The following is a 12818-nucleotide window of genomic DNA, read 5'->3' as shown; positions in this document are numbered from 1 at the left end:
GCGCGCACATGGTTAGCCTGGACCGTTTCGACACCTTCAAAGCCGTGGTCGAGGCCGGGTCGTTGACGGCTGCCGCCGAGACCCTGGGCCAGACCCGCGCCGTGGTGAGCTTCAATCTCAAGCGGCTGGAAGAGGAACTGGGCGTCACGTTGCTGACCCGCAGCACCCGTCAATTGGCCCTGACCGACGCCGGCGAACGGTTTTATCGGCGCTGCCTGCGCACCCTGGACGAAGCGCGACTGGCGATCGAAGAGGCCCGTTCGGAGCACTCGCAACTCAAGGGCACCTTGCGCATCACCACCACCGTGGAGTTTGCCCTGGCCCAGGTGGTGCCAGCGCTGGAGGTGTTTCGCGAGCAACAACCGCAGTTGAACATTCACCTGTCCACGTCCTCGACCCACGCCGACCTGATCTCCGAGCGTTTCGACGTGGCGATCCGGCTGGGGCGCATGCACGACTCCAATCTGCGAGCAGTGCAGTTGTCGACGTTCGAGATTTTTGCCGTGGCGGCGCCGGGGTTGATCGAGCGTTTCGAAGCCGCCGATACGCTGGCGGCCGTGGAATCGTTGCCGACCCTGGGGCATGGGCGAGTGCCGGAATTGACGGTGACCGACCCGGCCGGGACCGAGCATCTGTACCAACCCAAACCGGGTAGAACCGCGATTGTCGCCGACAATTCGGCGACGCTGCGGGCGTTTGCGCTGACCGGGCAAGGCGTGGCGATATTGCCGCAATGGCTGATTCAGGAGGATCTGGACGCAGGGACGTTACGGCGTTTGTTGGCGGATCACCGGTTTGCGCCACAAGGGGTGTACGCGTTGTACCCGGACACCCGGCATTTGCCGCTGAAGGTGCGGGCGTTTATTGATTTTATGAAGGGCTGGGGTTTGGACCCCGGGCCTCTTCGTTGGTAAGGCGTCTTACCGTTGCGCCTGGCTGAGGATGACTTCGGCCTTCTTCACTGCATCAGCCACGTCCAGTTCTTTGTCACTGAGCAGCGCCATGACCTGCGGATTCTGCAGGACGTCGGCATTTGCGCTGTGCAACTGAGCCTGTCGTGAAATGATCACATACGCGTAAAACTGATCACGGGTGCTGAACTCGGGACGAGCACTCGCCACGGCCAGTGCGTTCCCCATAAAGGCATGGCGATCTTTCGGCGACAATCCCTTGAAGGTGTCGGGGAACTGCAGATGGATGTTCGCCGAGTACACCGCGATGTTTTCCTCTCGCGCTTGCTTGCCCACCTCGTCCTTGCTGGTCACGTTCTTGCTCAGTTGCTCGTAACCTTTTTCGCCTTCGCTGAGTTGCTGCGGGTTCATTCGTTGTTTCAGCGAGTCGATCTTTGCCGTGTCGTCGAGAACTCTGGCCCAACTGTAAGCCACGGGCAGATTGGCTTTGTTGGTATGCATACGAATCAGGGTTTGCTGGGAATCCGGATCGCCATGGCGTGCCGAGCGTTCCAGCCAACGTATACCGAGGTCGAGGTCCGGCGTCTGTCCGTACATGCCATAGGCAAAGCTCTGGAACATGCCGAACTCGGCGCACGAGTCATTTCTGACTGCGGAATACGCCATATAGCCGAAGGCTTCCCGGTCGCGCTGGGGGCTGTCCTTGCTCGTGTCCTGTTCCGCGATGCTGGCCAGATAACACAAGGCTCGCTCGTGGGTGGGCGCGGCCATGATCAGGCAACTGCGAGCTTGCTCGGGCTTTTTGTCGTTGTACAACTGGTAGCCGATGCCGTAGAGCAGATCGCTGTCCATGTCGAGGTTGCAATACTCGTTGGCGACGGCTTGCGGCAACAGCTCCTTGAGGCTGAGATTGGGCAGGGTGGCGTTCAGCGTCTCATCCGGTGAAGCTCCGCAGCCGACCAAAAGGCTGGTCATGATCCATGGCAGTACGTTTAGCAATTTCAATGAAAATTCCCTGATCGCAATGAGGTAACAGCGAGCATGGAGCGAGAGAGCAAGCTCCCTCGCCACCGCTGTGTCGGTTTACCTGTAGAACTTGTTGACCACCAGCAGGCCATGCTCGATGGTTTCAGCGACCGACAACTCGTCATCTTCCATGAGGGCGACGATCCTCTGGTCATTCGCGATATCCGTGTCAGGTTTTTTCAGCTGAGCGGCGCGATTGATCACGATATAGCTCAGCACGTGACCACGGCTTTTGGTGAACGGCAGGTCAATGGCTTTGTACATCGACTGCTTCACGTAGTCGTAGCGCTCGGCAGACGACAGGCCTTTGAAGGTGTCCGGATAGTCTTGATAGATTTCGGCGGAGTAACGGCCGACGTCTTCTTCCCGCGCTTCGGCGAACATGGCTTTTTTGCTGGTGACCTGGCCGGCGAGCTCGGTGTAACGCTTCTCACCGTCGGCGATTTGCGCGGCGGTCATCTTGGTTTTCAGGGCATCGGTAGCGGTCGTGTCATCGGCCTTGGCCATGATCTTTGTCCAGGCGTAGGCGGCGACCAGGTTGCCTTGCTCTTCGTACTGCTCGATCAGTTCCTTCTGAGCCTCGGGGTAACCATGCACCGAAGAACGCTCAAGCCAACGGCTGGCCAGCGCAGGATCTTGCTTGGCTCCGCTGCTGCCGTATTGGTAGGCCTGATACAGACCGTATTCTGCGCACCAGTCATTCTGCGTCGCCGAATAGGCCATGTAATTGAAAGCGTCGCTGTTGCGTTGATCCGGGGTTTTGCTTTCGTCCTGGCCGGCGATCATCGACAGATAGCAGAAGGCGCGAGGGTGTTTCGGCGCGGCCAGTTCCAGGCAGCTTTTGGCGGTGTCCCATTCCTGATCGCCGTACAGTTGAAAACCGAGGCCGAACAGAATGTCGCTGTCCATTTGCGCATTGCACTGTTTATTGCTGGACGGTGACGGCAGCACACTTTGCAAGGTCAACTTGGGCAGCGTGTCGTTGAGGGATGACGCTTGGCTGGTGGTGTGTTCGGAGCTGGCGCTGCAGCCGGCCAACAAGGCAACAAAGGCCAGTGGCAGCACGTTGAAAACGTTCAATGGATATTCCCTGATCTGCGATTGAATAGAGGTCGCATGGAACGGGCAGGGGAAGAGCGGGAAGGCAAAGCAATCCGTGCTTCAGTTTTATGCCAGCGATTCCATGCTGTTTGAGTCGGCGTAAATGCGTCGATTTGTCTCAAGTGCGCGCATTCTACTCAAAGCACCCGGGCATACAAACCTGTATCGAGGCAGCACCGGCGGTGTGATCGAGTTGTTGTTGCGCCATGGACAACACCATGGCGCTGCTCAGTCTGATGATGAGCGTGACGGTCTGGCGCGATCAGACTGGTTTGCCGCGCTCAGAGTTGGCGATTCAAACCGAAGCGCCTCATCAAGGTCGACTCCAGCAAGCCCTTGGGCAGCAACGTTGCCAGCAACGGCAATGCCCGGCTGCCATTGCCGATGCGGATCAGCCGTGGCGGTTTGCTCTGTTGCACTGCTTTGAGCAACTCAGCGGCAAACTCACGGGTTGGCGTGGGTTTGTCCTGCGACGCCTTGGCCCGTGCACGGATGCCTTCGCGCAGCGGCCACCAGGGCGATTGTTCGGTGATCAATTGCTCGGCTTCATGGCCGGCATTCTTGGCGAAGCTGGAGGCGATGGCGCCGGGCTGGACTTCCATCACGCGGATGCCGAACGGCGCCAGTTCCATGCGCAGCGCGTCGCTCAGGGCATGCACGGCGGCTTTCGAGGCGCAGTAGGCGCCGGCGAACGGCGTGACCAGAACACCGGACACACTGCCGATATTCACCACCAGACCCTTGGCCCGGCGCAACACCGGGAATAGCGCTCGGGTGACGCCGATCACCGCAAACACATTGGTTTCAAACTGGCGCTGCATCGCCGGCACGCCACCGTCGAGCAACGGCCCCATGGCGCCGTAACCGGCATTGTTGATCAGCACATCGAGGCCGCCATGTTGCTGGTTGATTCGCTCGCTCAACAGTTCGAGTGCCGCGCCATCGTTGACGTCCAGTTGCACCGCCGTGAAACCGGCCGCAGCCAGAACCGCGACGTCTTCAGCCTTGCGGGCGCTGGCCCAGACTTGGTAACCGGCCGCTTTAAAGGCGTCGGCCAGGGCGCGGCCGATGCCGCTGGAACAACCGGTAATCAACGCAACGGGCATGGCGCGGTCCTTGTGCAAAAGAAGTGGGGGGATCAGTCGGAGAAACTACCTTGCAATCGCTCGGCGCGAAACTCCAGGGTTTGCGGGCGGTAACCGGGGCGCAGCGGTGGCAATGGCAAACAGTCTTCCCAATTGGCGCCAGCCTGCAATTCACCGGGGCCGCGATAGCGCGGGGCGGCGTATTGATTGTCGGCCAGGTTCACCGTGTCCCCCGGAGCGTAGGCCGCAATGCGCCAGCGCAGTTCGGTCAGCGGCACGTCGTTGCCGTTGTTCATGGTCAGCTGCAACGGGCGATCCGCGGGACAGTGTTCCGGGGCGTAGGTAATGCGCAACTCAAGGCGCGCCAGTTGCTTGACCTCGCGGTTATCCATCCAGATCACCCAGGTGGCGACCAGGCCCAGGCCAACGGCCGCGGCGATGGACACCGGCAAGGCTTTGGCGGGGTAGCGCAGCAACAGGATCAGCCAGGTGATGACCAGCAGGACGCCGATGAACATGTCGCACAACCTCGGGGAAATAAAAGGTCATCCTACCTAAGCGTAGGGGAGGTTGGCGATGGGCATGATCGTTCCCACGCGCAGCAAAGGAATGCAGCCCGGGACGCTCCGCGTCCCATTGGAACGCGGAGCGTCCCTTGAGGCATTCCCACGCAGAGCGTGGGAACGATCAACCCTCCTGGCAAAAAAAAGCCCCCGACCAACCCACTGCGGATAGGGAAAACGCAGTGGGCTCGACGAGGGCTTTTTATTGGGCTGAACGCTTACTGCGCGATGGTTTTCACCGACACGCCGCGCTCGATCGGGGTGGAGCGACCGTAGATATCTTCAAACCGCTCGATATCGTCTTCACCCAGGTAGCTGCCCGATTGCACTTCGATGATCTCGAGTGGAATCTTGCCCGGGTTGCGCAGACGGTGGACCGAAGCGATTGGAATGTAGGTCGACTGGTTCTCGCAGAGCAGGAACACGTTTTCGTCGCAGGTCACTTCGGCGGTGCCGCTGACCACGATCCAGTGTTCGGCGCGGTGGTGGTGCATTTGCAACGACAGGCATGCGCCCGGCTTGACCGAGATGTGCTTGACCTGGAAGCGGCCGCCCATGTCCACCGAGTCGTAGGAACCCCACGGACGATAGACTTCGCAGTGGTTCTGGGTTTCGCTGCGGCCCTGTTCGTTGAGGGTGTTGACCATTTGTTTCACGCCTTGGACCGAGTCCTTGTGGGCGATCATCATGGCGTCCTTGGTTTCGACGACCACGATGTTTTCCAGGCCGATCACCGACACCAGTTTGCCGTTGCCGTGGATCATGCAGTTCTTGCTGTCCTGGATGACCACGTCGCCCTTGGACACGTTGCCATTGGCGTCTTTTTCATTCACTTCCCACAGCGACGCCCAGCAACCGACATCGCTCCAGCCAGCGGTCAGTGGTACGACGCAGGCGCGCTGGGTTTTTTCCATCACCGCGTAGTCGATGGAGTTGTCCGGGCAGCAGGCGAAGGTGGCTTCGTCAAAGGTGATGGTGTCGGCATCTTGCTCGCTGCGCTCAAGGGTCAGCAGGCAGGTGTCGTAGATGTCCGGGTCGTGCTTTTTCAGCTCTTCGAGGAAGCGGCTGGCGCGGAACAGGAACATGCCGCTGTTCCAGAAATAACCGCCGGATTCAACGTATTCGGTGGCGCGTTTGACGTCTGGTTTTTCGACAAAATGCGAGACGCGGCTGACGCCTTCGGGCAGCAGCGAATCATTGGTCGACTTGATGTAGCCGTAACCGGTTTCCGGTTTGGTGGCCGGGACGCCGAACAGCACCATTTCGCCGTTTTCGGCAGCGACAGTGGCCAGGGCCAGGGCGCGTTGCAGGGCTTTCTGATCTTCCAGCACGTGGTCGGCCGGCAGCACCAGCATCAACTCGTCGCGGCCTTCATTGACCAGCATCATCGCGGTCAGGGCCACGGCCGGTGCGGTGTTGCGACCGAACGGTTCCATCAGGATGCGCTGTACTTCCAGCTTACGGTTGTTCAACTGCTCGTTGACGATGAAGCGGTGGTCCTTGTTGCAGACCACGATCGGGGAGTCCATGCCTTCGAACACCAGGCGTTCCAGGGTTTGCTGGAACAGGGTGTGCTCGCCGGTCAAGGCCAGGAACTGTTTAGGGAACTGTTTACGCGAAAGCGGCCAAAGACGTGAGCCGCTACCACCTGACAAGATTACCGGAATCATGTTGTTACTCCTTAAAATCGATTGGTTAGAGCTACTGCGTTCTGTCGTTTCACTCTTGTTCTTATTCCGTAGTCAGACCGGATCCTGTAGCAGCTGCCGAGCCTGCGAGGCTGCGTTCGGCGGCGGAGCCGTCGTCAATCCAGACAACGCGGTCTCTCTGAAAGACCGCATTCATCGGTTTTGCGACGGCTTTGCCGCCGGACGCAGGCTTCGCCAGCTGCTACAAAGGGATCACCGTTCTGACAAATGTATTAGCGCGTCGAAACCGGGCGTTTTACCCAGACTGGCGACAGGCTGGAGCCTTTGCCGGTGACGTACAGCACGGCCGCTTCACCGCGTTCCAGGGCAACCGGCTTCACTTCGCCGACTTTGGTGGCGCCGTCATACAGGGCCAGGCTGACTTTCACCGGGTTGATTTCGCGCTCGCCACGGCCTTTGGCCGCGACCGACGGAACCACTTCGGTCTTGCCGTCAGCGGTTTTCAGGGTCAGGGCCTTGTCGCTCAGGTTCTGCACGCGAACCAGGGATTTCTGCTTGTTCTTGAACGGCGGCTCTTCGATCAGTTGTGGCGCGCCGCTGGCGTTGTTGACCAGGGTGTAATAGTGGTCACCGGCAAGTTTGACCGGCAGGGTCTGGCTGCCGACCTTGGCGCTGTAGTCGCCGCCCGGCATGAAGCTGAAGTCGGTGCTGGCCAGTGGCGCAACATCGCTCAGGTTGGTGGTGCCGACGGTGGCGCTGACTTCAGCATTACCGGCGTTGTAGACCCGGACGAAGGACGAGCCTTTCGGTGCGGTCGGGCCATAGAGTGCGGCGTCGCCAGCGAAGGCGGACATCGACAGGACGCTCATGCCAGCAACAAGAGCAAAAGTCTTCGCGAGACGGCGAGGAGTAGTAGTGAAAGTCATGGTAGTACCTCTCTCTTTCAGTTTTGCGCCCGGTCGGGCGTCTCGGATTTAGTGTTTGCGGCTACGTTTTGTTGGCGAGCGCCAGCTTCTTTGAGCTCTGCGACCCACTGCGGGTCGGCGTCACCGATTTCGTTGTTCACAGGCAGATAACGTTCAGGAAACTCCCAGATCAGCACCTGTGGCGGGCTGTTCTTGAAAGCATCACTTTTCAGGTAGCTGAGCATCGGCAGAATCGGGCCATGGCCGTCTTCGGCGTAATTGACCACGTCGCTCTTCAGCGCTTGCTTCAGCGCTCCGACGAAGTTCCAGTTCGGGTTGGCGCTGTAGCTGGTGCCAATCAGGGCCACCGGTACTTCGTTGTTGGCGAACAGGGCGTCGTCAGCGGCAGGCTGGTCGTCAGCCGCCACGGTGTTGCGCTTCTGCAGCGGCTCGGTGGCCGGCATCAGGTTTTCGAACAGCGGATCCAGCGGCAGGAACAGTCGCAGATCGCCCTTGTGGGTGACTTTTTCCGCCGGTGTCGTGACGAACTTTTGTGGTTCGCCGCTGAGCGGGGTTTTCGCGGCAATGGTCTTGGCCAGGGTTTCGGCGGCGACTTGCGCGCCTTCCGGGGTCCAGTGCGTGTCGGTGCGCAGGAACACCTGCTCACCCTTCAACTTGGCCTGATTGAACGGGCCGAGCAGGTCGGGAGCGAGGATCTTGTCGGCCGCCACACGAGCGTGGAAGTCCTGGTAGAGATTGGCGTGGATGCTCGCCGGTTTTACTTCACCCAGGTGTTCCGGGTACAGGCGAACCTTGGCCGGCACGATCGCCATCACCAGTTTCACGCCTTTGGCTTTCAACTGTTGGCGCACGCCTTCGACCAGCGCGTAGTTGCCTTGCAGGTTCAGCTCTTCGTTGACGATCGGGTTGAACTCTTCATCGCTGTACAACCACTGGTCGCGACCGAGCACCACGCCCGGACGACCTTCGTTGAACAGTTTGAAATCCAGCGCAGCCCAGAGGTTGGTGCCCAGGCGCTTGATCGGGAACTCGGCGTCGTAGTGCGTCTCCACGGCTTTGGTCCAGCGGCCGTTGAGCACCGTGGTTTCGGCACTGGTGCTGAAACCGAAGAAGCTGCGCGTGGACCACAGGCCCAGGACCAACAGCGTCACCAGGAACAGGGCGATGTAGAGAATGCGTAATGAGCGGGTCATGGTCAGATCCCTCAGAACTGGAAGTAAAGGAACGGCGAGAAGCTTTGCGCCGAGAGTTTGAAAATCGAGGCGATGAACAACACCAGCACCAGCGTGCGCATCACGTAACGCGACCAGTCAGCGGTCCAGTAGGCCGGTTGCACGGTGGCTTCAACGCCAACGGTGTAGCCCGGTTCATGGATGCTGCCCGGGTTATCGCCCGGTACGGCTTTGATCATTCCAGGGGTCGCGGTCGCCGGGCCATCGGCCTCGACATTCACGACTGGCTTGGTCTTTTCTGGCGGCAGGTTGGTGTAGAAATCACGGATGCCGAAGAACGCCAGGGTCATGTAAGCCACGACCAGGGTCGCGACTTGCAGGCCGGTGAGGCTGGCCTGGTTGAGTTCTGACAGCGACCATTCGCCGAAGCTGAACATCGCGTGGTACATGCGGCCGGCGACGTGCAGGTTTTCCGAGCGGAAGATCACCCAGCCCATCACCACCAGCAGGAAAGTCAGTGCCCAGCGGATCGGGTTGATACTGCGTGGCGAGGTGTTCAGGCCCAGGGCCTTCTCGATCGCCAGCCACATGCCGTGCCACGCACCCCAGACGATGTAGGTGATGTTCGCGCCGTGCCACAGACCACCGAGCAGCATGGTCAGGAACAGGTTGCGATAGGTCATCAGCGTGCCTTTACGGTTACCGCCCAGCGTGATGTACAGGTAGTCACGCAGCCAGGTGGACAGGCTGATGTGCCAGCGCCGCCAGAACTCGGTGATCGACTGGCTGATGTACGGCTGCTTGAAGTTTTCCATGAAGCGGAAACCCATCATCAAGCCCAGGCCGATGGCCATGTCGCTGTAGCCGGAGAAGTCGAAATACAGTTGCGCGGTGTAGGCCAGGGCGCCGAGCCAGGCATCGCCCGTGGTCGGGGCTTGCAGGGCGAAGCAATGGTCGGCCACCACCGCGAGGGTGTCGGCGATGAAGACCTTCTTGATGAAGCCCTGCATGAACCGCGTGGCACCTTCGGAGAACTTGTCGAGGGTGTGGGTGCGGTTGTTGAACTGGTCGGCGAGGTCGCGGAAACGCAACACCGGGCCGGCAATCAAGTGCGGGAAGATCGCGACGAATGCAGCGAAGTCGATCAGGTTGCGGGTCGCCGGGGTGTCACCACGGTAGACGTCGATGATGTAGCTGATGGACTCGAAGATGTAGAACGAGATCCCGATCGGCAACAGCACGTGGGTCAGGATGAACGGCGACAGACCGACCGACGTCATCATCGCGTTGATGCTGTCGACGCCGAAGTTGGCGTACTTGAAGTAGCCCAGAATGCACAGGTCGACAGCCACGCCCAGGAGCAACCAGCGTTGGGCCTGTTTGGTCCGAACGCCTGCCGCACCGACTTTGAGGCCGATCCAGTAGTTCCACAGCGTGACAGCGGCGAACAGCGCAAGGAAGTCCACGCGCCACCAGGCATAGAACACATAGCTGGCGAGCAGCAGCAGCAGGTTGCGATAGCGAATCCCGCTCAAGTAGTACATGCCGAGAAAGATCGGCAAGAACAAAAACAGGAACACATTGGACGAAAATACCATCCCGATCTCTCCATGTTTAACCAACAGTCAAGGGCCAACGGCCCCCCCAAACCCCCCACAAAAATCTGGAGAGCTACGATCGTTCCCACGCTCTGCGGGGGAACGCCTCACTGGACGCTCAGCGTCCGCTTCGGCATGTGACGCGGAGCGTCACGGGATGCATTCCCACGCGGAGCGTGGGAACGATCAATGACTCAACTGCCTTTGTTGCCTTTTTCATTCGCCGGGTCGTAGACCTTGGTCAAGTCACCACCGAGGCGGAAGGTCTTGAACGGCTGCATCTCGTGCTTTTTCTCAAGCACATCCGGCGAGCAGGTGTAGAGCGAGCAGAACGGTTCGAGCCAGGCGAATTTCGAATCGACCTTGAGGTCTTTCATGTCCTGTTCCTTGCCATTCTTCTTCTCGAACTCTTCCGGATCTTTCACCCCGGACAGCACGCGATCACCCAGGCGTTTCAGCGCGCCGTTGTTTTCCTGACGCAAATCCACACCGTTGACCAGGGCGAAACTGGCGATCATCGACAGCGGCGGCAGGGCGTAGTTGTGATAGGACAGGGCGCGTTGCTGGCGCTTGAGTTCATTCGGCAGGAAGCCCTCGGCGTCAATCTGGTTGGCGCCGACTTTGTATTCCTTCACCGACCAGTCGAACAGGTCGCGGCGGTTGGTGGCGATGGACGTTGCCATTACCGACCAGGCGGACCAGTACGAGTGATTGTTGGTTTTATCGAGCGGCAGGTTGTCCCAATCGCTGACCACCTGGTCGGCCATTTTGCTAAACCAGGCTTCGATCAACTGCGACTCTTGCTGGTGGTTGGCCAACGGATGCGAGTCGGAGAACTTCAGGCGAATGTACGCTGACGCCATGCTGCCCAAGGCCCATTTGCGCATCGACTTGCCGGTGTGGTTGAAGTCCTTGGACATCAACGCGTCAGCCTTGGCCCACGTGGTCAGCCAATTCAGCGTGCATTCGAGTTGTTCCGGGCGACCGTCACGCATGTACTGCATCACGCGCTTGCTGGTGCCGCGTTCCAGTTTGGTGATGTCGGCGGTGGTGTCGCGGAAAGCTTTTTCCGACTGCACGTTCAGGGTCGAACGGGCCTTGTCGGAACCTTCGTATTTGCTGCGAAATTGCAGCGGGCCGGTGTACGGCGTTGGCATCGCGTCACAGCCTTCGCTCTTGTCGCCGGTTTTGACTTTTTCAATCGGCGCGAAGTAGCCCTGGGGCGGGCGCAATGGCGCGGCGGCCTGGGTGGCGCCGGCGAACATTGCCAGCGTCAGCAGGGAGGGCGCGAGTAATCTTTTCAAAGTTCGGGTTTGCATATGGGCCTCATTGTCCGGCTTGAGCGGTGCGCTGCTCATTGCCAGGGAACACGTTGCGTTTGCAGATTTTCGCTTCGACTTTTTGTGGCGCGGCGCCTGCTTCAGGGCCCTGGACTTCGACGGCCAGCAGATTCTGCGAGGCCCAGTCTTCGTCCGTGCGCAACTCAAAGGCGAAACGCCCGTCGGTGTCGGAGGTTTCCGGTTTTTCGATCTTGATGTCCTCGTGGCGACCGTTCATGTACCAGAGGGTGGCTTGCAGGACTTTCACCGACGCATCGGCGAACTGGATGTCGACCTGGTGACTGCTGTTTTGCAGGTTCAGGTTCTTGCTGTTGACCATTAATTCGTTTTTGCCCGGTTTCAATGTGGCGCTACCGGTCATCTGTGTTTCCTTGCCTTCGCAACCGTTGTCCAACAGCGCCATCATCTGGCGGTAGATGGTTTCCTGGTCGAGGCGATAGAGCGGCGAGAATTCCCAGATGAGGATTTTCGGCGGCTTCTTCTGGAACTCTTCGCTGCCCAGGTACTGCAGCATCGAACCTTCCAGGCCACCGCCAGGGAATGCCACGTTGAGGATGTCGGCGCCGATGGCCTCTTCGAGGAAACCGGCGAAGTTGTAGTTCTTGCCACTGTGGCTGGTGCCGACCAGGGTGATCTCCGGATTGCCGGAGTCACTGAACAGATCGCCATCGTCCGCTTCGCCTTTGGGCTCCGTGGTGAACTGATCCATGTACTGGATCGCGTAGCTCGTGCCACAGAGTTGACCGGCCATGTTGTGTAATGTTCCGGTCTTGCCCATACGGCCCGACTTATGGCTCTCGAATTCGCGTTTCGGCACGTCGGCGAAGGCCGGCATCTGCTTGATTTGCTCACCGACGATTTTCGCCGTGCGCTGGGCGCCATACGGCGTCCAGTGTTGGTCACCGCGGAAGTAGAAATCGTGGGCCGGCAGGGTGTCGGGCAGCGATTCGTTGGTCAGCGGCGACAGGTCCGGCACGGTGTAGCCCATGGCGGCGAAACGGCCGAGCATGGTTTTGTAATTGCGCAGGGCCTTGTCGAAATCGTACTTGGCCTTGTCTTCCGGGTTGAGCTTGTTGCGGTTCACCAGGCCACGGGTCGGCTGGTAGACGACCACCAGTTCCACGCCTTTGCTCTTGAACGCATCGTGCAGTTCTTTCATGCGCTTGTAGCCGGCAGGGGAGGTGTCGAACTCGGTGCGCAAGTCTTCTTGCGTACGGAACAACCAGTCGCCCTGGGCCTGTACCAGCGTGGTGAAGTTCTGCTGATAACGGGTGGTGTAGTTCTTCGCGTCGTGGGCTTCCGGGCACAGGTTGCAGCACGGGTCGGCGCTGAAACTCGGTGCTTTGACGGCATCGGCATCGTCGGCACGGGCCCCGGCGCTGGCCGCGAGAATCCCGGCGGTCAGGGCCGACAGGCTGAGTAATTTGATCAAGTGTGGGTGCATAAA

General features: G+C 59.6%; 11 protein-coding genes. 1 reads left to right on the top strand and 10 read right to left on the bottom strand.

All coding sequences use genetic code 11. The features are described 5' to 3' along the window. The first annotated feature begins 8 nt into the window (after positions 1–8). Positions 9–914, top strand: coding sequence for a LysR family transcriptional regulator (locus tag HKK52_RS15370; RefSeq protein ID WP_169371524.1), 906 nt, complete (start codon positions 9–11; stop codon positions 912–914). A gap of 6 nt (positions 915–920) precedes the next feature. Here the strand turns inward: HKK52_RS15370 and HKK52_RS15365 are convergent, their stop codons facing one another. From HKK52_RS15365 to HKK52_RS15320, 10 genes are all read right to left on the bottom strand, one after another. Then, entirely contained in the window at positions 921–1916 is a 996-nt protein-coding gene (locus tag HKK52_RS15365) for a hypothetical protein (protein WP_178117455.1), read from the bottom strand. 78 nt (positions 1917–1994) lie between these two features. After that, positions 1995–3017 carry a sel1 repeat family protein gene (locus tag HKK52_RS15360; protein WP_169371523.1) on the bottom strand — a complete coding sequence of 341 codons (1023 nt, stop codon included), beginning with the start codon at positions 3015–3017 and terminating at the stop codon, positions 1995–1997. 302 nt (positions 3018–3319) lie between these two features. Then, positions 3320–4144: an SDR family oxidoreductase gene (locus tag HKK52_RS15355; protein ID WP_169371522.1), complete on the bottom strand. Its 825-nt coding sequence runs from the start codon at positions 4142–4144 to the stop codon at positions 3320–3322. Positions 4145–4176: 32 nt separating this feature from the next. Further along, positions 4177–4641 (bottom strand): multidrug transporter, encoded by a 465-nt coding sequence (locus HKK52_RS15350; RefSeq protein WP_169371521.1) that lies wholly within the window; start codon positions 4639–4641, stop codon positions 4177–4179. Between the two features lie 263 nt (positions 4642–4904). Beyond that, on the bottom strand, positions 4905–6356 hold the full coding sequence (locus tag HKK52_RS15345) for a mannose-1-phosphate guanylyltransferase/mannose-6-phosphate isomerase (protein WP_169371520.1): 1452 nt from the start codon (positions 6354–6356) through the stop codon (positions 4905–4907). Between the two features lie 251 nt (positions 6357–6607). Next, positions 6608–7261 carry an alginate O-acetyltransferase AlgF gene (locus HKK52_RS15340; protein WP_169371519.1) on the bottom strand — a complete coding sequence of 218 codons (654 nt, stop codon included), beginning with the start codon at positions 7259–7261 and terminating at the stop codon, positions 6608–6610. A gap of 17 nt (positions 7262–7278) precedes the next feature. Further along, the gene (locus HKK52_RS15335) at positions 7279–8454 is read right to left on the bottom strand and encodes an alginate O-acetyltransferase (RefSeq protein WP_169371518.1); all 1176 of its coding nucleotides are present in this window, start codon (positions 8452–8454) and stop codon (positions 7279–7281) included. Between the two features lie 11 nt (positions 8455–8465). Next, the gene (locus tag HKK52_RS15330; protein ID WP_169371517.1) at positions 8466–10031 is read right to left on the bottom strand and encodes an MBOAT family O-acyltransferase; all 1566 of its coding nucleotides are present in this window, start codon (positions 10029–10031) and stop codon (positions 8466–8468) included. Between the two features lie 194 nt (positions 10032–10225). After that, positions 10226–11350, bottom strand: coding sequence for a mannuronate-specific alginate lyase (locus tag HKK52_RS15325; protein WP_169371516.1), 1125 nt, complete (start codon positions 11348–11350; stop codon positions 10226–10228). Between the two features lie 7 nt (positions 11351–11357). Continuing rightward, the gene (locus tag HKK52_RS15320) at positions 11358–12815 is read right to left on the bottom strand and encodes an alginate O-acetyltransferase (RefSeq protein WP_169371515.1); all 1458 of its coding nucleotides are present in this window, start codon (positions 12813–12815) and stop codon (positions 11358–11360) included. Positions 12816–12818 lie beyond the last annotated feature (3 nt).

The organism is Pseudomonas sp. ADAK2 (genome assembly GCF_012935755.1).
Lineage (GTDB): Bacteria > Pseudomonadota > Gammaproteobacteria > Pseudomonadales > Pseudomonadaceae > Aquipseudomonas.
The sequence above is the reverse complement of the archived record's forward strand: the minus strand, read 5'-3'. Positions and strand labels throughout refer to the sequence as shown.